The organism is Phytohabitans sp. LZ39, assembly GCF_059359075.1.
On sequence record NZ_JCADBM010000005.1, the window covers coordinates 238,787 to 260,358 of the forward strand.

General features: G+C 69.2%; 21 protein-coding genes. 13 read left to right on the top strand and 8 right to left on the bottom strand.

Going from position 1 to position 21,572, the window contains the following annotated elements; translation table 11 throughout:
• Positions 1-6 precede the first annotated feature (6 nt).
• Positions 7-3,159, top strand: coding sequence for an NACHT domain-containing protein (locus tag AC5L36_RS12590; protein ID WP_441215637.1), 3,153 nt, complete (start codon positions 7-9; stop codon positions 3,157-3,159).
• A 4-nt stretch (positions 3,160-3,163) separates the two neighbouring features.
• Here AC5L36_RS12590 and AC5L36_RS12595 read toward each other — a convergent pair whose 3' ends face one another.
• Positions 3,164-3,517 (bottom strand): ATP-binding protein, encoded by a 354-nt coding sequence (locus tag AC5L36_RS12595; protein WP_441215638.1) that lies wholly within the window; start codon positions 3,515-3,517, stop codon positions 3,164-3,166.
• Positions 3,518-4,051: 534 nt separating this feature from the next.
• Here AC5L36_RS12595 and AC5L36_RS12600 point away from each other — a divergent pair.
• Positions 4,052-4,255 (top strand): cold-shock protein, encoded by a 204-nt coding sequence (locus tag AC5L36_RS12600; RefSeq protein ID WP_441215639.1) that lies wholly within the window; start codon positions 4,052-4,054, stop codon positions 4,253-4,255.
• Positions 4,256-4,578: 323 nt separating this feature from the next.
• Here the strand turns inward: AC5L36_RS12600 and AC5L36_RS12605 are convergent, their stop codons facing one another.
• Positions 4,579-4,893, bottom strand: coding sequence for a MerR family transcriptional regulator (locus AC5L36_RS12605; protein WP_441215640.1), 315 nt, complete (start codon positions 4,891-4,893; stop codon positions 4,579-4,581).
• Between the two features lie 813 nt (positions 4,894-5,706).
• Positions 5,707-6,435 carry a GAF and ANTAR domain-containing protein gene (locus AC5L36_RS12610; RefSeq protein WP_441215641.1) on the bottom strand — a complete coding sequence of 243 codons (729 nt, stop codon included), beginning with the start codon at positions 6,433-6,435 and terminating at the stop codon, positions 5,707-5,709.
• Between the two features lie 191 nt (positions 6,436-6,626).
• On the opposite strand from AC5L36_RS12610, the gene AC5L36_RS12615 reads away from it, so the two are divergent.
• The 3 genes from AC5L36_RS12615 (at position 6,627) to AC5L36_RS12625 (ending at position 9,318) form a co-directional block, all read left to right on the top strand.
• The gene (locus AC5L36_RS12615) at positions 6,627-7,019 is read left to right on the top strand and encodes an anti-sigma factor antagonist (protein ID WP_441215642.1); all 393 of its coding nucleotides are present in this window, start codon (positions 6,627-6,629) and stop codon (positions 7,017-7,019) included.
• Between the two features lie 124 nt (positions 7,020-7,143).
• Positions 7,144-7,923, top strand: a complete 780-nt coding sequence (locus AC5L36_RS12620) for a winged helix-turn-helix transcriptional regulator (protein WP_441215643.1) — start codon at positions 7,144-7,146, stop codon at positions 7,921-7,923.
• A gap of 294 nt (positions 7,924-8,217) precedes the next feature.
• Positions 8,218-9,318 carry a PP2C family protein-serine/threonine phosphatase gene (locus tag AC5L36_RS12625; RefSeq protein ID WP_441215862.1) on the top strand — a complete coding sequence of 367 codons (1,101 nt, stop codon included), beginning with the start codon at positions 8,218-8,220 and terminating at the stop codon, positions 9,316-9,318.
• Positions 9,319-9,405: 87 nt separating this feature from the next.
• Here the strand turns inward: AC5L36_RS12625 and AC5L36_RS12630 are convergent, their stop codons facing one another.
• Positions 9,406-9,768 (bottom strand): MerR family transcriptional regulator, encoded by a 363-nt coding sequence (locus AC5L36_RS12630; RefSeq protein ID WP_441215644.1) that lies wholly within the window; start codon positions 9,766-9,768, stop codon positions 9,406-9,408.
• 58 nt (positions 9,769-9,826) lie between these two features.
• Between AC5L36_RS12630 and AC5L36_RS12635 the strand changes: the two genes are divergently transcribed.
• On the top strand, positions 9,827-10,537 hold the full coding sequence (locus AC5L36_RS12635) for an SDR family oxidoreductase (protein WP_441215645.1): 711 nt from the start codon (positions 9,827-9,829) through the stop codon (positions 10,535-10,537).
• 182 nt (positions 10,538-10,719) lie between these two features.
• On the opposite strand, the gene AC5L36_RS12640 is transcribed toward AC5L36_RS12635, so the two are convergent.
• The 3 genes from AC5L36_RS12640 to AC5L36_RS12650 form a co-directional block, all read right to left on the bottom strand.
• On the bottom strand, positions 10,720-11,118 hold the full coding sequence (locus AC5L36_RS12640) for a hypothetical protein (RefSeq protein ID WP_441215646.1): 399 nt from the start codon (positions 11,116-11,118) through the stop codon (positions 10,720-10,722).
• Positions 11,119-11,341: 223 nt separating this feature from the next.
• Positions 11,342-11,920, bottom strand: a complete 579-nt coding sequence (locus AC5L36_RS12645; protein ID WP_441215647.1) for a hypothetical protein — start codon at positions 11,918-11,920, stop codon at positions 11,342-11,344.
• A complete protein-coding gene (locus AC5L36_RS12650) occupies positions 11,917-12,804 on the bottom strand; it encodes a helix-turn-helix transcriptional regulator (RefSeq protein WP_441215648.1) in 888 nt (295 codons plus the stop codon). Before AC5L36_RS12650 ends, AC5L36_RS12645 begins: the two co-directional genes overlap by 4 nt.
• 446 nt (positions 12,805-13,250) lie before the next feature.
• Here AC5L36_RS12650 and AC5L36_RS12655 point away from each other — a divergent pair, with 446 nt between their 5' ends.
• The 7 genes from AC5L36_RS12655 to AC5L36_RS12685 all read left to right on the top strand — a co-directional run bounded on the left by AC5L36_RS12655 (position 13,251) and on the right by AC5L36_RS12685 (position 18,810).
• Positions 13,251-13,670, top strand: coding sequence for a peptidase inhibitor family I36 protein (locus AC5L36_RS12655; protein WP_441215649.1), 420 nt, complete (start codon positions 13,251-13,253; stop codon positions 13,668-13,670).
• 90 nt (positions 13,671-13,760) lie between these two features.
• Positions 13,761-14,636 carry a hypothetical protein gene (locus AC5L36_RS12660; RefSeq protein ID WP_441215650.1) on the top strand — a complete coding sequence of 292 codons (876 nt, stop codon included), beginning with the start codon at positions 13,761-13,763 and terminating at the stop codon, positions 14,634-14,636.
• A 198-nt stretch (positions 14,637-14,834) separates the two neighbouring features.
• Positions 14,835-15,509: an alpha/beta hydrolase gene (locus AC5L36_RS12665; RefSeq protein ID WP_441215651.1), complete on the top strand. Its 675-nt coding sequence runs from the start codon at positions 14,835-14,837 to the stop codon at positions 15,507-15,509.
• Between the two features lie 131 nt (positions 15,510-15,640).
• The gene (locus AC5L36_RS12670; RefSeq protein WP_441215652.1) at positions 15,641-16,147 is read left to right on the top strand and encodes a hypothetical protein; all 507 of its coding nucleotides are present in this window, start codon (positions 15,641-15,643) and stop codon (positions 16,145-16,147) included.
• Positions 16,148-16,317: 170 nt separating this feature from the next.
• Positions 16,318-17,061, top strand: coding sequence for a DUF4097 family beta strand repeat-containing protein (locus AC5L36_RS12675; RefSeq protein WP_494908055.1), 744 nt, complete (start codon positions 16,318-16,320; stop codon positions 17,059-17,061).
• Positions 17,062-17,086: 25 nt separating this feature from the next.
• Positions 17,087-18,022: an ATP-binding cassette domain-containing protein gene (locus AC5L36_RS12680; protein ID WP_441215654.1), complete on the top strand. Its 936-nt coding sequence runs from the start codon at positions 17,087-17,089 to the stop codon at positions 18,020-18,022.
• Entirely contained in the window at positions 18,019-18,810 is a 792-nt protein-coding gene (locus tag AC5L36_RS12685) for an ABC transporter permease (protein WP_441215655.1), read from the top strand. The genes AC5L36_RS12680 and AC5L36_RS12685 overlap by 4 nt, the downstream gene beginning before the upstream one ends.
• A 93-nt stretch (positions 18,811-18,903) precedes the next feature.
• On the opposite strand, the gene AC5L36_RS12690 is transcribed toward AC5L36_RS12685, so the two are convergent.
• Positions 18,904-21,555, bottom strand: a complete 2,652-nt coding sequence (locus AC5L36_RS12690) for a DUF4118 domain-containing protein (RefSeq protein ID WP_441215656.1) — start codon at positions 21,553-21,555, stop codon at positions 18,904-18,906.
• Positions 21,556-21,572: the final 17 nt, after the last annotated feature.

Consider the following 21,572-nt stretch of genomic DNA (forward strand, 5'->3'; position numbering starts at 1 on the left):
CGACGTATGTCTCGTCCGATCCGGTTCAAGGACGCTGTGCGGCTGCTCGCCGGCGACGATGACGCGCTCCTGACGACCGTGGACCGGGTGCTCGACGTCGCGCTGACGGCCACCAAGATCACCCTCCAGATCGACCTGTTCGAACCGAAGAACGCCGTGATCGGGCTCCTGCGAGAGCTGCGTGGCCGAGCGGGTGAGCGGGCGGCCGGTGGAGCCCGCAAGGACCGCGCCGACGTCATGGTCGCGGCGCACACCGTCCTGGTGACCTCGGCGTTCTTCGACGAGCTGGCGACGTACGAGGAGTTGGCCACCGTCCGCTGGCGCGGCGAGGACCAGCGGATCCTCATCGCGTCACTGGTCGACGTCGAGCCGCCGGCTCCGTCGGCACACGTACCGCCGGAGCGGCTCGCGGTCGACCTCGCCGACTACTACGCGACGCTCGCGCGCAGGACCCAGCGGTTCCTGGCCGGGCTGGTGGTCTGGGACGAGCTGACCGAGTCCGCGCGGATCAGGGTCTCGGCGCGGCTGTCGGACGAGACACCCACCGCCGCGGTCCGGCGGTACGAACGAAACGTGCGCGAGCTCGCCGGCCAGGTGCCCGGGTTCGCCTTCTGGCTTGGGGTGTGGGACCACGCCGCGACGCGGGCGCGGGTCGGCGAGGTGCGGCAAGGGTTGGCCGAGGTCGCGCAGCGCCTGGCGGCCCAGGCACCGGCCGGTGACGTCGAGCGGCGGTGGCGGCAGCTCGCCCGTAGGTACGCGGCCGACCTCGACGCGCCGGTCATCGCGAGCGGCGAGCACGGCGCCCCACCGGACCTGGTGATCCCGTCGCTGGGTGCGGCCTACCTCGACCCGGCGTTTCGGGTGACCGTCGCCGGGCCGGTCAACAAGCTGGCCGAGGATCACTGGTGGGACGAGGCGACGGAGGCACGCGAAGACCTCGCCACCTTCCTGGTGCGGCACCTCAGCTCGCCGGAGGCCACCGTCCGGCCGCTGCTCGTGCTGGGACATCCCGGTGCCGGCAAGAGCGTGTTCACCCGGGCGTTCGCCGCGCGGCTACAGCACACCGGCTTCCGCCCGCTACGGATCGACCTGCGCCGGGTCTCGGCCGACGCGCCGATCGTCGACCAGGTCAGGGCGGCGCTGCGTGAAGCGCTCCAGAGCGACGTCGACTGGGCCGACCTGGCCGACGACAGCGGCGACGGCACGCCGGTGATCTTCTTCGACGGCTTCGACGAGCTTCTCCAGGGCGCCACCACGGGCCGGTCCGACTACCTGGAACGGCTCCGCGAGTTCCAGGACACCGCGCGGGTGACCCGTGACTGCCCGGTCGCCGTCGTGGTGACCAGCCGGACCGTGGTCGCGGACCGGGCGCGCATCCCGGCCGGCACGACGGCGGTACGGCTGGAACCCTTCGACGAGGGCCGGGTGTCCCGCTGGCTGGCGACCTGGAACGGCGCGAACGCGGAGTACCACGCGCGGCACGGCCTCACACCGCTGGGCGTGGAGACGCTCGCCCGCCACCAGCACCTCGCGGGCCAGCCCCTGCTGCTGCTCCTGCTGGCCCTCTACGACGCGACGGACAACGCGCTGCGCCGCGAGGTCGAGGCGCTCGCCGACGCCGACCTCTACGACCGGCTGCTGCGTTCCTTCGTCCACCGGGAGATGCTCAAGGGACACGAGCACGAAGACGACACCGTGGTCGCGGCCCTGGTCGAGCAGGAGATGGAGCGGCTGGCGGTCGCGGCGCTGGCGATGTTCAACCGGCGCAGCCGGCAGGTGGCCGACCACGACCTCGACGCCGACATCTCGGCCCTGATCGGCGCCGGCGACGACAGCGCTCGGCGCCTCGTGGGCCGCTTCTTCTTCGTACACGTGGCCGAGGCCCGGTACGAACGGGTCGTACGCACCTACGAGTTCCTGCACGCGACCTTCGGCGAGTACCTGGTGGCATGGTTCGTCGTCCGGGCCCTGCCGGAGCCCGCACCGCGGCGCGCGCTGGCCTCCGTCCGCTCCGAAGTGGACGATGCCCTGCTCGCGGCGGTGCTCTCCTACGACCTGCTCGCCTTCAGCACCCCGGCGCTGGAGTTCCTCGAACACATGCTCGGCGGCCTGCCCGACCGGCCGCGGACCCACGAGCTGTTGCTGGAGGCCTTCCGGCAGCGCTTCCTACACCTGCCGTGGCGCGGGTACGAGTCGTACCGGCCCACCGGCATCGACTTCATGGAGCGGGCCGCGGCCTACAGCACCAACCTCATGCTGCTCGTCCTCATGACCGCGGACGGTTGGTGCCTCCTGGCGGACCTGTTCGGGCCGGACACGCCCGACGAACTCCATCGGCTCTGGCGCCGGGAGGTGCGGCTGTGGCTGTCCCGGCACGGGCGCTCCAGCGTCGATGTGCTCGCCGGCCTTGTCGAGTACCACCGGGGCAACGCGCCGGCGCTGCGGATGATGTCGACGACGCCGGCGCCGGTGGACGACTCGCTCGGGATCCCCGTCGGCCGGCTCCAACGACGCAACCTGCTTGCCCCCGAGCCGGAGCTCACCGACCTGCTCAAGGCAGCGACGCCCGTCGTCGAAATCTTCCAGACCGAGCTGCAACCCTCCAGCACGAGCCGGATCGCACCCGCACACGCGCTGCTGAACGTGCTGTCGCAGCCCGCGCCGCAGGCGAGCGACTACATCAAGGCGGCCAAAGCGGCGGCCGGGTTGCCGCCGGCCCGCCAGCAGGTGTACGACCACCTGCTTCTGCGTCACCTTTCCGCCGCTTCACCGGAGGTGGGGTCGGTGGTACTGGAGACGCTGCTCCAGCTGAACCCGAAGGTGAGCATCGCCCACCTGCGATGCCTGGCCAGCTTGCCGCTGTCGCCCGCCGATCGCTTCCGCCTGGCGTCCGCCGCGGAATGTGATCTTGCCCTGGTCAACCGGGTCCTCAAGGATGCCGAGGCCGACCCACGACTCATCCCGATCGCCGTCGACATCTGGCAAGTCAACATATTCGACCGCAACGAGCCGTTGGGAGTCCGCCTTTCCGCTCTCCTTCGCGACCTACCCGACTCGATCCTCCGCACGATTCCGACAGAACGACTTCGAGAGCTCGGCTGGACCGTTCCCGCCGCGGTACTGGCCCGACGGGAAAGCCTCGCCGACCAGCCCTCGTAGACAGTCACCCGTATAGATGCTTGACGAATCTGAGCAGGGTGCCGCTGGGGTGTCGCGGTTGAACGTCCAGCTCGTCCGTAGCTTCGGCGATGATCGCCAGTCCGCGTCCGGACACGGTGTTCGCCGCCGGCATTGTCGGCTCCTGGTGGAGTGCGAACCCGGTGCCGGCGTCCGCGACTTCGACCAGACACGTCCCGTTCTGCACCCGCAGGTGCAGGTCGTAATGGGTCGCCGGGTCGGCGTGACGGACCGCGTTGCCGCACGCCTCGCCCAACGCGATCTCCACAGCGGTGCGGCAGTCATCGCCGGCCAGCGAACGGCGCAGGACATCGCGGAGTACACGGCGGGCCAGCGGCACGGTCCAGGTCTCCCTGGGCAGCGTGACCCGCAGGTCGATCGGACGCGGCCGAAGACCGCCGTGGTGGAGGACGCATGCCCGTCTCCGGCGACGGACATGGCCTGCGAGGGCGGTGTGGGGGGCCGTCAACGTCCGGTGCGGTGGGTGATTGCGAGGCATCCGCGCACCCCCTGTTCGTTGTCAGCGTTGGCATCGCCTGCGTCGTTGGTAAGTCAGTTCCCGACGCCGATGGACTGAAACCATCGAAGATCTTGCCGCCCGTAGAAGGAGTGGGCTCGGTGGGCTATGGCGCTGGTCCGGCGCGAGCTTGACGAGTGCGGTTTCGAACGCGAAGCGAGCTCCAAGCGCTCGAGGTTGTGTACGGCGGGCCTGGTAGGGTTGGCAGGTCGTTTTCTTGCGTGTTCGTGGTTGATCTATGAAGCTCGCGGATCAGGTCTCGCGGGCGTTGCCATCTCCCTTGGGCGGTGAGCTGCCGGCTGACGACGGCTAGCGCGGCCGCACCGTGCGGTCCCGCACTCCGAGGAGGAGACAGATATGGCACAGGGCACTGTGAAGTGGTTCAACGGCGACAAGGGCTTCGGCTTCATCACCGTCGACGGCGGCGACAAGGACGTCTTCGTCCACTTCTCCGAAATCGCCGCGGACGGATACCGCAGCCTGGAAGAGAACCAGCGGGTGGAGTTCGAGATCACCCAGGGCGCCAAGGGCCCCCAGGCCACCGCGGTCCGCGTCCTCTGACGCAATCCGATACCGGCCGGGCGACCGCAGGCACCCGGCCGGTACGGCTCGGACCGGCTGGCCGGGCATCAGCCGTCATCGGCAGGCTGCCCCGCCATCCCGGGCGGGTCGACGTTGGTCGATATCGACCACACTGGCAACTCGGTAGCATCGGCAGCGGGGTTCAGGCCCCAAACCGGAATCACCCCCATTGATTCCACAGCGATGGGGGTCCGGACCCGGCCGGGCCTCGGGAGATCACGCTCTGACGCGCCGGCCGCGGGGCCGAGCTGCGAGTCAGGCCCGGTAGTGGGGCGGACACGGCGCTAAGGCAGCCAGGGTACTTAGTGGTCGGTGGTGTGTGACTGGGCTTGCTCGTTGAGGCGCAGGGCTTCTTGAAGCTGGTCCTCCAGGACGATGATGCGGCACGCCGCATCCAGCGGGGTGCCCTGGTCCACCATTTCCCGGGCGCGGGCCGCCAAGCGTAGCTGGTAGCGGGAGTACCGGCGGTGTCCGCCGGTAGAGCGCAGCGGGGTGAACAGCTTGGCTTGGTCGAGCCGGCGCAGGAAGTCTGGTGTCGCGCCGATCAGCTCGGCGGCGGCGCCCATCGTGTATGCGGGGTAGTCCTCGTCGTCGAATCTGTCGTCGGGTTGGGCCATGTCACCTTCCACGGAGTCGAGGGCCCCGGCGCAGTCGTGCAAGCGCCGGGGCCCAGGGTTGTGGATCAGTACACCATTACCGGCGGCAACGCCGGGTTTCTTAACCGCGCCCGCCGTCCGAGAGACGGTTACCGGGGCGCTCAGATCGCATAAGCGTGACCGAAGACCACCTTTCGTGCGGGTGAAACCTGCGGTGTCCGCCCCGGCTCTGCGACGAGCCATAGGCGGGCGATCAAAACGGGTGTACAGCCCTCCCCTTCCTCTGCTTCCTCTGCTTCCACTTACCTATCGGTGTTCGGTGGTGCTGTCCGCCTGACGAAGCTCGTACGGCGGAGATGCCACACCACTGGCGGGGCTGAAACGGGGAGGTTAACCCTCACCTGCCTCGCCACGCCGGCACGGCATCCGGATCCCGCGGAGCGGAGCCCGCCAAATTGCTCGGGCCCCTGCTCCGCGACGCCCACTGACGGGGCGTTCGTCAGCGTCTCTTGCCGACCTCATTGCTCAACACGAGGAAGCCTAGCCAGTCATAACGACAATGTCTAGCGCCAACGCCACAGATTTTCTCCGCCGCTGGCCTGACCTTGGCCGTGCAATGACTGAAGGAACCCACCCGTTCTTCCAGCACACCGCGGACCACCAGATCCACGACTGAAGCGGTGCGCCATGCCGGACGCCATGCGAGCACGCCACCACGCCGCGCGATCGTCAGGGGTGCCCTGTTGGGTGTCGCCGCTGCGGCGATCGGCGCCGCCCCCGCCGGCCGGTGCGCTGTCCGGGCGCGGCTGACCTGGCTGCCGGACCATGGGCAGGTCAGCGGGACGCGGTCACCGCCAACTTGATCAGCGCGTCCTCAAATTCACCCTGCTCATGCGCGGCGATCAACAACCCGGCCAGATCGCGCAGCTTGGTGTTGCTGTTCTGCGACGACCGTTTCAGCGTGTCGAACGCGTGCTTGCTGTCGATATTGAACTGGCGCATCACCATGCCTTGCGCCCGGCCGACCAGCGACCGGGTATCCAGCGCGGCGCGCAGCTGCCCGACCAGCTTGCCGCTGTCGTGGTACAGCGCGGCGTTGTCGAACACGACGCCGGCGTGCAGGGTCAGCAGCAGCACCACGTCGTAGGCGGTGTCGGTGAACTGTCCCGGTGTCGCCGACAGCAGCGTGAGCACAGCCGTCTCGTCACCGCTGGTGCTCAATGGCAGCACCATGCAGCTGGCGAATCCGGCGCCGGCCAGCTGCGCGCTGAAACTCGGCCACCGCTGATCGACGGCCACATCGTCCAAGCGGCGCGGCTCGTCGAACGTCGCCGCCTCCACGATCGGACCGGCAGCGATCGGATCCAACCCCAGCCCTTCGATGTCCGTCACTGTCTCCAGGACGCCGCGCGACCGGACGGTAATCAGCGCCCGGTCGCAGCCCGGAATCGCGTGTACGACCCGGGTCACGAACCGGTCGAGTGTCGCGCCGAAATCATCGGCCTCCACCAGCCGGGTGATCTCCGCCAACTCATGCGCGATCGGCAGCAGGTCATCGCTCACCGTCCCAGTGTGATCGACGCGGCCCGCTACCGCAGCCGTGCCACTCACCCGCCATTGACGAGGCGGACTAAACTGCGTCTCGCTCACGGTTACGAAGTCAGCTGTGCGCCATCTTGACGTTCGCTGACCACCGCTCGCCGGCCCGTCGCGGCCCCGCGGTGCGTGGTTTGGCGTGACCTCGGAGGCCACCCTTGACGCACCCGGAGCCGGAGCCGCACCCCGACGACCGTTCCCGCCCACTGGTCCGTCCCATCTTGTTCACCGACAGCTACCGGCCACAGCCCGGCGTATCGGTCGTCACGATCCGCGGCGAAATCGACCTGTCCACCGAACCAGCCCTCCGCGCCGCGCTCACCCCGGCGATCACCGACCGGCGGATACACACGTTGGTCTGCGACCTGTCCGACGTGTACTACCTCTCGTGCGGCGGGCTGTCCGTCCTGGTTCAGGCCCGTGCCGATCTTCACCAGCGCGGCGCGACACTGCGGGTGGTGGCCCACCGGCAGCTCGTCGTACGTGTCATCACGCTCACCGGACTCGCCGAGCCGCTCGGACTGCGTCGCACATTGCCCGACACGATGTAACGGCCAGCCCACGTTGCCGATGACGTGCCGCAGTTCACAACCGTTCGCGCGGGAATCCCGATATTGTCCTGGGATACCCACCCGCCGGCGTTGTCGGGACAGTCGCTACGTCGGACGGTGACGCGTGAAGATCCTGCTTTTGACCAACGTGGAAAGCCGTGACGGGACGGATGCCCTTCCCGCGCTTGATCTGTTGCCACACACCGTCCGGTCTGCCTTGCGGGACGTGCCGGCCGCTATCGACGACGGTCCGTCGCCGGACGTGGTGGTGGTCGACGCTCGCGGCCAGCTGGCCGAGGCGAAGGCGACCTGCCGGATGCTTCGAAGCACCGGGCTGAGCGCTGCGCTGATCGCCGTCGTAACCGAGGCGGGCCTGGTGGCCGTGTCGGCCGATTGGTGCCTGGACGATGTCATCCTGGGCACCGCCGGACCCGCGGAGGTCGACGCCCGCCTGCGGTTGGCGGTGAGCCGCCTCGCCGTCACGGACCGGGCAGACGGTAACGCGACCGGCTACGGCGATCTGGTCATCGACTCGGACACGTACGCGGCGAGGTTGCGGGGCGAGCTACTCAGCCTGACCTACAAGGAGTTCGAGCTGCTCAAGTACCTTGCCCAGCATCCCGGCCGGGTGTTCACGCGGGAGCAGCTGCTGCGCGAGGTGTGGGGCTACGACTACTTCGGCGGTACCCGCACCGTCGACGTGCACGTGCGGCGGCTGCGAGCCAAGCTCGGCCCCTCCCACGAGGCGATGATCGGCACGGTCCGCCAGGTTGGCTACAAGTTCGTCACCCAGCCCGCACAGACCGCGGCGGCAACAGATCCCGTCGGTATCGCCGCGATGGCGCCGCCCCAACCAGAGCAGGCGGGCAGGCCCCGGGCCGCTGACCACATCCGCGTTCCCTAAAAGGGATCCGGCCACCACCGACGCCGTCGCCCACGGTGGACGGCACGCTGGGATCGTTGCTTCGACGCGGTCAGCCGGTGCTGTTCGGCACTGAAGCGCTCCGGCTTCCCTGCACGAGGTGGCAGGGCTGATCGCGTGTTTGGTGGACGTCCATCGGGTGTCCCTACAGTGGGGTGGCCTGCCGGCCGGGCAGGCGTTCTTCGGTGGGTGGTGTTCATGGACGTGGGCCGTGCGGTGCGCTCGTTGCTGGAGTCTGCTACCGGCGCCGGCGTGCAGGAGCTGCCTGGCCTGGTGATGCGGCTGGCGCCGGCCCTGGAGGCGGCCACCGTGCTCGTCTACGTCGTGGACTACACGCAGACCCGGCTGGTCCCGCTGCCTATCGCTGACCGTGCGGGCGGTGAGGCCTTGTCGGTGGATGGCAGCGTGGCGGGACGGGCCTTCGCCACCGAACAGGTCCAGGAGCAGGGCGGGCAGGCGTGCCGGCTGTGGGTGCCGCTGGTGCACGGCTGTGACCGGCTCGGTGTTCTGGAGGTCACGACCGCCCAGCCCGCTTCGCCGCACACCCGGGACGCGGCCGAGCAGGTCGCCGCAGCCGTGACCCAGCTCCTGATCAGCCGTCGCTTCACCAGCGACCTGATCGAACGGGTACGCCGGCGCGAGCCGATGCAGGTGGCGGCGGAGATCATGTGGGGCCTGCTGCCGCCGTTGAGTTTCGCTACCGACCAGGTTGTGGTCGCCGGCGTCCTGGAGCCGTGTTTCGATATCGGCGGGGACGCGTTCGACTACGCCATCAACGGTGATCTGCTCTCGTTCGCCGTGTTCGACGCCGTCGGGCACGGCACCCCGGCCAGCCTGCTCGGCACCCTGGCCATTGGGGCGTACCGCAACGCACGGCGGTGCGGCCTGGACCTCGCCGATACGGCACGCAGCGTGGACAAACATCTGCGCGCACACCAGCACGGCGCGTTCGTCAGCGCGGTGCTGGCCGAGCTCGATTGCGCCACCGGCCAACTCCGGCTGATCATCGCCGGGCACCCGGCGCCGTTGCTGCTGCGGGACGGCAGGGTGATCAAAGTGTTGCCCGGTCCGACCGCGTTGCCGCTGGGTCTGTGGCACCTTTCGGACAATGACCCCCGGATCGAGGTGGAGGCACTGCACCCCGGCGACCAGGTACTTGCATACACCGATGGGGTGATCGAGGCCCGGACCGAGAACGGGGAATTGTTCGGACTGGACCGGCTCGTCGACTTCCTCACCCGTGCGCTGGCCGACCAGCTTCCCCTGCCCGAGACGATGCGCCGGCTGGTACATGCCATCCTGGCCTACCAACACGACCAACTCCAGGACGATGCCAGCGCGGTCGTCGTGCAGTGGCGCACACCCCGCAACAGCTAGCCCTGGACTGTCGCCCTCAGCGCTAGCTTCTCCGCCGCCGACACCTACGACCGGCGCTCTGGAAATCGCTGGATCGCGCACCCACGCCTATACGTAGTCGCATTTCGGGTTCGGTCTCGACGTCAGGTCGATCATGTCGTTGAGCCTGTCCCGCGCGATCATCAGCTCGGCGATCTGCATGTTGATCCGGTCCCGCTCCGCTGCCAGCCGTTCCCGCGACTGCGGCGTGCTCACCTTGGCGTCAACGCACGGCAAGAGCTCCGCGATCGTCTTGCTGGCCAGTCCCGCGCCGTACAACTGCCGAATCAGCCGCACCCGGTTGACCGCCGCGTCCCCATAGAGCCGCTGCCCGCTCCGACTACGCGTCGAGGCCAGCAACCCCTGCTCCTCGTAGTAGCGCAGCGCCCGCACACTCACCTGCGTCCGGGTCGCCAGGTCCCCGATCCGCACAGTGACCCACCTCGCAATACTTGCCTCTGACGTCAACGTGAGGTTTTAGCGTAGCGGCATGCAGATCAACGGCACGAAAGCTCTCGTCACCGGCGCCAACCGCGGCCTCGGCAAGGCGTTCGCCGAGGCTCTCCTCGCCCGCGGCGCCGCAACGGTCTACGCCACCGCCCGCCGCCCCGACCGCATCGACGTCCCCGGTGTCATCCCCCTCCAGCTGGACATCACCGACCCGCCCTCCATCGAAGCCGCAGCAGCCGAGGTGGGCGACCTCGACGTCCTCATCAACAACGCCGGCATCTCCACGAACGCTCCCCTGCTCGGTCCCTCCACGGAAAACATCCGCCGCGAATTCGACACCAACTTTTGGGGCACCCTCAACGTCACCCGCGCCTTCGCCCCCAAACTCGCCGGCGGCGCCATCCTCAACGTCATCTCGGCGTTGAGCTGGTACACCTTCGCCCCCGCCAGCAACGGCTACGCCGCCTCCAAAGCCGCGGAATGGTCCCTCACCAACGGCATCAGACTCGAGCTGACCGACCAGAAAACTCAGGTCACCGCCCTGGCTCTGGCCATCGCCGACACCGACATGATGGCCGCCTACGACATCCCCAAACTCCCACCCCGCGAGGTAGTCGCCATGGCCCTGGACGGCTTGGAAGCGGGCAAACTCGAGGTGATCGCCGACACTCCCACCGCCAACGTCAAGGCCTCCCTGTCCCGCGACCCCGCCCTCTTCTACGCCGACATCGCCGGCGCCCTCTTCGGCTGACACCACACCTCTGATCCGCAGCAACATCCAGAGAGCCGGTGAGGGCTGTGTGTGGTCGACGCCTGTGGTCGAGGGCGGTGGTCACCGCGGCGACAGTTGGTTCGGGCGTCGTACCAGACCAGGGCGGTCTGGTCGTCGCCGAAGCGGTGCCCGCACGGCGTAGACAGCTGCATGCGGCCGGGTTACCGGCTGAGGAACCAGCCGGTCAACGCAATGCAGACCACCATCGCCGGCAGCGGTAGGAAGTAGAACAGCGGATCGAAGTCACCGTTCGGGGTCGCCCCGCCGAGCGTGTGCCGGAGCAGTCCGAGCAGGGCGGCGCATGCCGCGAGGACGAGCCTCGAGACGCGAGGCCGCCATGTGGTGCGCCATGGGTCCGTCGTCCGAAGGATGAAGGTCAGCACGCTACCGGCTAGCCAGCCGATGCCCAGGTATGGCAGTGGGTACCACCAGAGCGCGGAGGGTTCCAGAAGCAGGAACACCAGCGGGGTGGCGATGTCGAGAGTCGCGTACAGCAGGCTGCTGTAGCCGACGGCACCCAGCCACGTCTTGGGGTCCGGTAGTTGCACGAGGACAACCATCGCGACATGGTCTCAGATTTCCGCGGCAGCAGATCCGTCGCCCGCGGGATCACGGCAGTCTGCTCGCCCAGAGAGCCACGAAGCCGCTGCCTCGGCTTCCCTCGGCGGCAACTGTTTCACAAATCTACTCACCTCACGGAGTGCGTCAGTGTTTTCGACGTGGCCGAGTAGGGCGACGCCTACACGATCGTCGACGTCGACGGCGTGCTCGCGTAGCGCCCGTTCATAGGCACATGCCGCAGTTCGGGTCGGGATCGGAGTACACGACGAGCGGACGCGCCGGTATCTCGGCCGGCGGCACCAGCGACGCGACCAACTGGCCGGTGTCGCCGAGGACCCCCACCGCGAGGCAGGCGAGCCGGCCGTCAAGGGTGCGGTGCAGGCAGATGCCCGTGCCCGATGGAAACGCGTCGCTCGACGTACCCCAGTAGTCCGCGAACACGCGGAACGCGGTGGGTGCCGTCAACGACTCGTACCTCCGGAGCCCTGCCGGCGAGAGGGTGGCGTACATGCCGTATTTCACGATGGCGAATGTATTCGGCGACGTGCCGGCGCAGGGCTGGGCCCAGCCAGAAATCGCTATGCGAGTGTGGGTGGGCGGGCCCGGCTCCACGGTGACCGAGTACTCGGTGATCGCTCCGGTGGCACAGGACGACCACACCAGCCCGGGTGGGAGACCGTCGACGGGTGGGCGGGTGGCTGCGTTGGTGACTCCCGCGGGAACGGCGAGCTGAGCCGCCAGCACCGCCACGACGGCGAGCGACGCCAAGAGCAATCGACGCAGGCGGTGATCACGCGTCATAGCTCCCCCTCGTGGTCTGGCTGGGGCAGGGCGACGGCGTGCGCGGCGCCGAGAGCCAGGCCAAGCTGGAACCGGTTTTCCACACCAAGCCGGTCCATCAGGCGGCGCAGGATGTTGGCCACGGTCCGCGGGCTGATCAGCATGTCTCGCGCGGCGCTTGCATCGGTGTGTCCCTCGGCGAGCCGGGCCACCACGGCACGCTCTCGTGGATGGAGCGTCAGCCGCGCGGGAAGCGTCGGCGGGTCATCGGCCCGATGCCATTCCCGCTCGAACATCGCCACCAGCGCCGACACCATGGTTTCCTGCGCCACCTCCAGGTAGCCGCGCTCCGGGTTGTCCGGGGCGACCGGAAACACGGCCACCTTGCGGTCGACGATGATCAGCTTGGCCGGCACCCGACGGCTCATCCGGTAGGCGGGCTGGGGCGCTGCCGGAACGCTCGGAAAGCCGTCCGGGTCCACCGGCTGCACGCCCAGGACACGCATCTGGACTCCGCGTTCGAGCAGGGTCCGGTCCATCGGCGCGGCCGCCCGGCGCGTCTCCGCGTCGAAGGTCGGCTCGGGATGCATGGCGAGCTGCTCCTGGTGGGCCACCTCGGCCAGTCTCGCCAGCCGGGCGCGCGCGACCGCCCGGCTGGGCAGGTGACGCAGGTCGTCGCCGAGCGCTGTCGGCACGTCCGTCAGGAGCGCGAGAGGGCTGCTCGGGCGGCGGATCCCAGCGTTCGCCATGACATGCCGGACACGCATGCGCCGCAGCGTCTCGTTGACCTTGGCCGGTGGGCTGGCCCGCCAGACCGGCTCCTTCGCCACGGAGGGGAAGAAGGCCGTAGCCGCCTGGACCGACGCGAGCTCGTCGAGGGCGGTGGCCACCCGGCGACGTGGCATCCCCAGGTCGTGTTGAATCGCGCCGGGTGGCCGAGGCCCGTAACGGACGATGTACCTGTAGATCAGATCGGCATCTGGCGAACAACCGAAGCTGACCAGTGACGGGATAGATCCACCCGCAGCCGCCCCCATGGGCTGAGACATTGCCGTCACCTCCCCCGTGCCGGAAATACAACCAGATCATCGGCGACGGCGGTGCCGCTGTTATCGAATCGCGCCTTCATGATGCAAGATCCTGCAAGATCCGAATGCGGCTCCTGACGAGAAAAGATCTCTTTCCGCTTACTGCATCGCATCCTTCGCGATCTTGCAGGATTTTGGTGCCTTCCCGGCATTGCCGTTGATCGACCTGCTTCCAATCCCGGCCGCGACGTAATCATGTTCGGGTCGTCTTGGCACATGGCCCGTTGACCGCCATGGCCATTCCCATTCAGAAAGGTTTCACCATGAGGCGCTTGATCATTGCGGTGGCGATGGCACTGCTTCCCGTTGCCGGCATCGCCGTCGCGGCACAACCGGCTTCGGCCGACCCGGGCGGGTTCTGCAACAGTGGCCGTGTCTGCCTGTACGAGAACACCAACTACAACCGGAACGAGGGCAGTGCCGAGCACTGGATGAACTTCCTGACCAGCGACTCGTCCTTCAACAACAACGAGTGGCTGGACGAAAACCACGTGGCGACCGGTGACGGCATGAACGACGAAACGAGTTCCATGAGGAACGACCGTGGCTGCACCGCCGCGCTGTACCAGCACGCCGACTACAGCGGGGCTCGGACAAGCATCGCGCACGGTGGGGCATTCTCCAGCCTGAGCAGCCGGGACATTGGCGACAACCGAGGAAGCTCACTCAGGATCTTCTGCTGAGCACCAGGGTGCGGCCGCGGAGCCGACATCAGACGGCCGGCTCCGCGGTCGGACCGACCCTTTAGTCCGTCGACATCAAGGGGCGACGCGATGTGGAAAGCGCTCAAATTCGCCGGACTTTCCGTGGCCGCCCTGCTAATCGTCGGGCTAGCCCGGACAGACGCGAAAGGCCGCGACACTGACGACATTTGGTCGGACGCCGAACGCATCGTCCTGCCGTTCGACCAATACCGCCCCACCGCCGCGGAGCAGAACGTCGTCAACCGCGCGACGCACATCCTGGTAGACCGATGCTTGCATGCACGGGGCCGTCCGGACATCGCCGTGCCGGCCAGCCTGATCGGAGCCGTCGAGGCGATGCCGGACAACATCCGCCGATACGGCATCGTCGGCGAGCGCACGGCGCGCCGGTTCGGATACCACTTCCCCGCAGATCGAGACTCCGACGCGAGGGCCGCACATCTGGACGCCTGGCTGTCCAGCCTGGGCGGCGCCGAAAAAGCGGCGCTGTATGGCACCGCCACGCGCCCCGGTTGTCTGGACGACGCCGTCGCGGCGCTCTCACGCGGCGTGCCGGAGGTGGACACCAACATTCTCACCGAATTCGACTTCAGGTCTCTCGACCAATCTGAAGTCGATCCGAGAGTCATCGCTGCGGTCGCGTTCTGGCGACGGTGCATGAGCGAACGCGGACACCGTTACGAGGACCCGTACGACGCCGTCAGTGACCCCCGATGGGACCTCGACGCACCATATGTGTCCGAAGAGGAGTTCGCCACCGCGCTGGCCGACGCCGGATGCAAGAACAGGGTGGACCTCGTGCGGATCTGGGTCGCGGTAGAGACCGACATACAGCAGGGATTCATCGACGAGAACGGCGCTCGGTTCGCCGAGCTGGCCCGTGCCCACCGGGCAACACACGACAACGCGCTGAAGGCGATCGACGCTGCATCGCCAGCGGACTAAAGCCCATCTGATGGATCTTGTAGGTGCGGGGCGAGGTCCGGGGCGCCGCCGCCGGCGCGGCGCAGCAACGGCACCCGGTGAGGTTGACGTCGAGCACGTGCCGGAAACTCTCCGGGGGGCGCTCTCCTCGATCGTCGCCGAGCGGCTGAGGATGCCGGCGTTGTCCGCTGTCCCACGCCTGTAAGGGAGCCCATGCCGATGTCGTCCACAGCGGGCGAGCTCATTACCGAGTCGTTGGAGTACGACGGTGGGCGGCAGGTCACCGCCTACGTACCGGCGGCAGCGGCCGAGGCGGTCGTCTTCGCTGGCGACGGAGAACTGATCACGTCGTGGGGCAAGGATTTGGCGGCTGCCGATCTGCCGCCCACGATGATCATCGGCGCCCACCGCATCGAGGACGAAACACTGCGGCTGCACGAGTACTCACCGGGCCGTACCACGGCCGAATTCGCCTTCGATCCGCAACGGTTCGCGGCCCACGAGAAGTTTTTCGTCCAAGACGTCCGGCGATGGGCGGCGACCCGCCTGGCCGTCAGCCTGCCAGCCAGCCGAACCGCGGTGTTCGGTGTCTCCGTCGGTGCGGAACTCGCGCTGGCCATGGGGCTACGCCATCCCGACATCTACGGCACGGTCTTCTGCGCCTCACCCGGGGCAGGCTACCGACCGCCCGCCGCGCTACCCGGCCGGCTTCCGCGTACCTACCTCGTCGCCGGCACCGACGAACCGTTCTTCCTCACGAACGCCACCCGGTGGGCAGACGCGTTACGCGAGGTCGGTGGAGACGTTGTCATGACCGAACGGGCCGGCTCGCACGGCGACGCCTTCTGGAAACACGAGTTCCCGCTGATGGTGGCTTGGGCGTTCGGACACTGACCCAGGCGGCTCGTCCAGGTCGGCGCGGATCATTCGGACATCGAGCGGACCACCACCCGCTCGCTCGCGATGGCGCCAGCCGTGAGCCAGATCGGGTTGCGATGATGCCATTGTGGTGCCACTATGGCGCCATGGACTTGAGGCCGTACATCGACCAGCTGCGTACCGAGTTCGCCGTGGCCGCGGAGGGCGCCGACCCCGAAGGCCGGGCATTGGCCGAGCGGCTGGTCACGCAGTTGGAGGCGGCGACCCAGTTGACGTTGCTGGAGGCGCTGTCCGACGCGGCCGACGAGATCACCCGCGAGCTGGCCCCCGGGTCGGTCCACGTGCGACTACGGGGTCGGGAGCCCACGTTCGTGGTGGCACTGCCCTCCCCGCCGGACGAGGATCCGGCCGCGTCACCGGCCCTGGTGGCGGTGGCGGAGGGCGAGGACGGGGGCACCTCGAGGATCAACCTGCGCCTGCCCGACCACCTCAAGGCCAGCATCGAGCAGGCCGCCGGCCGGGCCGGGCTGTCCGTCAACGCGTGGCTCGTGCGGGCCGCCGCCGCGGCGGTCGAGGCCGGCGACCCGCGGCGACGGCCGCCGCGGCGTGCCGAGCCGGGCTCCGGCCAGCACTTCACCGGCTGGGCACGCTGACCGCACACCCCTCGCCGTATCCATCTGACCAGCAACGACATCCATCAGGCACATTTCGGGAGACCACCATGCCTGTTTTCGACACGCCAGAACCGATTGCCGTCCAGATCGACTTGCCGATCGGAGACGCGTGGATCACCGCGTCCGACCGTACCGACACCGTGGTGGAAGTGCGTCCGCGCAAAGCGTCGAACAAGGCCGACGTCAACGCCGCGGAGCAGACGGCCGTCGAGTACGCGGCGGGCCAGCTGACGATCAGGGCACCGAAGTCCTGGCGCCGATTCGCTCCCGGCAACAGCCCGTCGGTCGACGTCGTGATCGAGCTGCCCAGCGGATCGCGCATCCAGGCCGAGGCGTCGTGGGCGTCGTTTCGCTGCGAGGGGCGGCTCGGCGAGTGCCGGTTCAAGAGCGGAAGCGCCGTTCGGCTTGACCAGACCGGACCGCTGGAGGTCGACAGCAGCCACGGCGAGGTCGTGGTGCAGCAGGTCAGCGGCGCAGCCCGGGTCACGGCCTCCTCCGGCAAGGTGCGCCTCGGCGAGGTCGACGGCACCGTCGAGATCAAGAACTCGTCCGGCGACTGCTGGATCGGCCAGAGCACCGGGGACGTCCGGGTCAAGACCGCGTACGGCGACGTCACCGTCGACCGGGCGCTGGCCTCGGTGACCGCGCGCAGCAACCACGGCAGCGTCCGGATCGGTGAGGTCACGCGGGGATCGGTAGACGTGCAGACCGGCTACGGCGGTATCGAGATCGGTGTGCGCCCCGGCACCGCCGCGTGGCTCGAGCTCAGCTCCCGCCACGGCCGGGTGCACAACGCGCTCGAGACCACCGACGGGCCGGCCCAGGGCGACGACACCGTCGAGGTCCGGGCCAGCTCCAACTGGGGCGACATCATGATCCGCCGCGCCGCGTAAACCCGTTCGAGGAAACGAGGAACCCATGATCACCGTCACCGGGCTGCACAAGTCCTACCGCGACAAGGTGGTGCTCGCCGGCATCGACCTGCGAATCGCCGAAGGCACCATCTTCGCCCTGCTCGGCCCCAACGGCGCCGGCAAGACCACCACCGTGCAGATCCTGTCCACGCTGATCGGCGCCGACGGCGGCGAAGCCCGCATCCTGGGCCGCGACGTGGCCCGCGAACCCGACGCGGTACGCGCCCTGATCGGTGTCACCGGCCAGTTCTCCGCGGTCGACAACCTGCTCACCGGCCAGGAAAACCTCAACCTCATGGCCGACCTGCACCACCTGGACAAGCCGACCCGCCGCCGGCGCACCGCCGAGCTGCTCCAGCGGTTCGACCTGACACGGGAGGCCGGCAAGCCGGTGTCGACCTACTCCGGCGGCCTGCGCCGGCGGCTCGACCTCGCCATGACCCTGGTCGGCGATCCACGCGTCATCTTCCTCGACGAGCCGACGACCGGGCTCGACCCGCGCAGCCGCCGCGGCATGTGGGACGTCATCCGTGACCTGGCCGCCGCCGGCATCACCATCTTCCTCACCACGCAGTACCTGGAAGAGGCCGACCAGCTCGCCGACCACATCGCGCTCCTCGACCACGGACGTCTGGTGGCCCAGGGCACCCCCGACGAGCTCAAGCGCCGGGTCCCCGGCGGCCACGTCCGCCTCCAGTTCGCGGACGCCGACGAGTTCCAGTTCGCGTCCCAGGCCCTCGACGCACCGGTACGGGACGAGGCGGCCCTGGCCATCCAGGTGCCCCACGACGGCAGCGTGCGGTCCCTGCGCGCTCTGCTCGACCAGCTCGACCACGCATCCGTCGAAGCCGTCAGCCTGTCGGTGCACCAGCCCGACCTCGACGACGTATTCCTCGCCCTCACCGGCCAGCCCGACCGTGAAAGGACCACCGTGCGATGACCACCCTCACGCTCGCCGTCCGCGACTCCGGCACCATGCTGCGGCGCAACCTCCGGCACATGCGCCGCTACCCGTCCCTGACGTTCATGTTGGTCGGCATGCCGGTCGTGTTCCTGTTGCTGTTCGTCTACGTCTTCGGCGGCACGCTCGGCAACGGGCTCGGCGGAGCCTCCGGGGGCCGCGAGGCTTACGCCAACTACGTCGTGCCCGGCATCCTGTTGATGGCGGTGGCCGGGACGGCGCAGGGCACCGCGATAACAGTCGCCATGGACATGACCGAGGGCATCATCGCCCGGTTCCGTACGATGGCGATCTTCCGCCCGTCGGTGCTGACCGGCCACGTCCTCGGCGCCGTCATCCAGACCATGCTCGGCCTGGCGATCGTCGTCGGCGTCGCGCTGCTGGTCGGCTTCCGCCCCGACGCCAACCCGATCGAGTGGCTCGCCGCGGCCGCCGTGCTGGCCATGATCGCGTTCGCGCTCACCTGGCTGTCCGTCGCTCTGGGCCTGTTCGCCAAGACCGTCGAGTCGGCCAGCAACCTGCCCATGCCGCTGGTGCTCCTGCCGTTCCTCGGCAGCGGCTTCGTGCCCACCGACTCGATGCCCACCGCGGTGCGCTGGTTCGCCGAGTACCAGCCGTTCACCCCGATCATGGAAACCCTGCGCGGGCTGCTGCTCGGCACCGGCATCGGCAACAACGCCATCGCCGCGGCCGCGTGGTGCACCGCCATCACTGTGGTCGCCTTCTGGTGGGCCAAGAGGCTGTACAACCGCAACACCGCGCGCTGACCGCTGAGCCGCGGCCTACGCGGTCAGGGCTCCTGTTGGGCCGGCCGCGCCGCGAGGTGCAGGCGGTAGCCCATGCCCGGACCGGGATCCGGGTCATCGCAGGTTCTCCTGTTCGGTCGCGGGCCGCCGGCGCAGGCGTTCGACAATCGCCCGGTCGGCGACCTCGGCCGCTTCGGCCTCGGTGGCCGCGTCGCCGGCTGTGTTCCCGCTAGCCTCGGCTGACGGCAGGGTGAGGATCATGGTGAGGCCGCCGCCGGGCGTGGTGTCGGGCGCCAGGGTGCCGCCCATCGCCTCGGCCAGGCCGCGGGACAGGGCCAGACCGAGGCCGACGCCGCTGTGGTTGTCCCGGTCGCCGAGTCGTTGGAACGGCTGGAACATGTGCTCGCGGGCGCCTTCGGGGATGCCGGGACCATGGTCGATGACGCGTAGCTGCACCGTCCCGGCGTGTTCGCTGGCGGTGATCTGCGGGGGGTCATCGGGTGGGCTGAACCGCAGGGCGTTGCCGATGACGTTGACCAGGACGCGTTCGAGTAGTGCCGGGTCGACGTGGACCGCGGGCAGCTCGGGTGGGATGCGTACGCGGACGGCACGGGCGTGCGGGCCGAGCTCGTCCAGCGCCCGGGGCACGGCCTCCTCGACGCCGATCTCGGTGAGCGCGAGGCCGAGAACGCCGGCCTGGAGGCGGCTCATGTCCAGCAGGTTGGCGACGAGGCGCCCGAGCTTGTCCAGGGACTCGTCGGCGGTGGCGAGCAGCTCGTCGCGGTCGTCGTCGGAGAAGGCGACGTCGTGGCTGCGCAGGCTTGTCACGGCCGCCTTGGCGGAGGCGAGCGGGGTACGCAGGTCGTGGCTGACGGCGGCGAGCAGCGCGGTGCGCATCTTGTCCGCCTCCGCGAGGGGCCGGGCGCTGGCAGCCTCCTGGGCGAGGCGTTCCTGGCGCAGCGCGAGGGCGGCCTGGGCGGCGAACGCCTCGACGACGCGCCGGTCGGCGGCGGGCAGCGGATGCCCGCGCAGCACGAGGGCCAGGTCGTCGTCGATGGGTACGTCGGTGCCGCCTTCGCCGGGTGCGGCGCAGGGCTTGCCGCCGACGGTGGCCGCGATGCGCCAGGACTGCGGGTCGTGCGGCCGGTCCGGGCTGGGTGGTGCGTCGGGGCGGCGTTCGAGCAGGGTGACTGATTCCAGGCCGAAGGTCTCGCGGAGCCGTTCGAGCAGGGCGGGCAAGGGCCGGTCGCCGCGCAGCACGCTGCCGGCGACGGTAGCGAGGGTGGAGGCGTCCGCGCTGGCCTGGGCGGCTTCCCGGGTACGCCGGGCGGCGGTATCCACCACAGCGCTGACCGCGACCGCGACGACCAGGAAGACGACCAGGGACAGCAGGTTTTCGGTCTCGGCGATGGTGAACTGGTGGATCGGAGCTGTGAAGAAGTAGTTGAGCAGCAGTGACCCGGCCAGCGCCGTGAGCAGCGCCGGCCACATCCCGCCGACCAGCGCGACCAGGATGACCCAGGCCAGGTAGAAGAGGATGTCGCTGGCGAGCGCGAGGTCGCCGCGCAGTAGGTGAAGCATCAGCGTCAGCAGCGGCAACCCGAAGACCGCGAGCGCGAAGCCCGCGATCCGCCGCGGCCGGGACAGTGCGGCCTGCCCGGTGAGCACCGGCCGGCGGCGGCCCTGGCCGATCTGCTCGTGGGTGACCAGGTGCACGTCGATCGGCCCGGACCGGGCGGTGGTGCTCACCCCGATGCCGGCGGCGAAGATCTGGGCGAGCCGGCCGCGGCGGCTGGCGCCGAGCACGAGCTGGGTGGCGTTGACGCCGCGGGCGAAGTCCAGCAGGGCTTGCGGGACGTCGGCGCCGATCACCTGGTGGTAGGTGCCGCCCAGGCTCTCCACCAGCAGCCGCTGTTTCGCCAGTAGCGCCGGGTCGGCGCCGGCCAGCCCGTCCGAGCGGGCCACGTGCACGGCGAGCAGCTCGGCACCCTTGCTGCGGGCGGCGATCCGCGCGGCCCGGCGCACGAGCGTGTCGCCCTCCGGGCCGCCGGTGAGCGCGACCACGACCCGCTCCCGGGTCTCCCAGGTGCCGCCGATCCGGTTGTCGGCGCGGTACCGGTCGAGCTGCTCGTCGACCTTGTCGGCCAGCCACAGCAGGGCCAGCTCGCGCAGCGCGGTGAGGTTGCCGACCCGGAAGTAGTTGCCCAGCGCGGCGTCGATCTTCTCCGGCTTGTACACGTTGCCGTGCGCCATCCGCCGCCGCAGCGCCTCCGGCGTCATGTCGACCAGCTCGACCTGGTCGGCAGCGCGCACCACCGCGTCCGGCACGGTCTCCCGCTGTACGACGCCGGTGATCTGCTGAACGACGTCGTTGAGCGACTCAAGGTGCTGGATGTTCACGGTGGACAGCACGGTGATCCCGGCCGCGAGCAGCTCCTGGACGTCCTGCCACCGCTTGGTGTTGCGGGAGCCGGGCACGTTGGTGTGCGCGAGCTCGTCGACGATCGCGACCTCGGGGCGGCGGGCCAGGATCGCGTCGACGTCCATCTCCTCGAAGGTCGTGCCCCGATAGCTCACCTGCCTGCGCGGTACCACCTCGAGGTCGCCGACCATCCGCGCGGTGTGCGTGCGGCCGTGCGTCTCCACGAACCCGACCACGACGTCGGTGCCCCGGCCCTTGCGGCGGTGGGCCTCCTCCAGCATGGTGAAGGTCTTGCCCACCCCGGGCGCGGCGCCGAGGTAGACGCGCAACTGGCCACGTGCCATGACTCGATCTTCCTCCG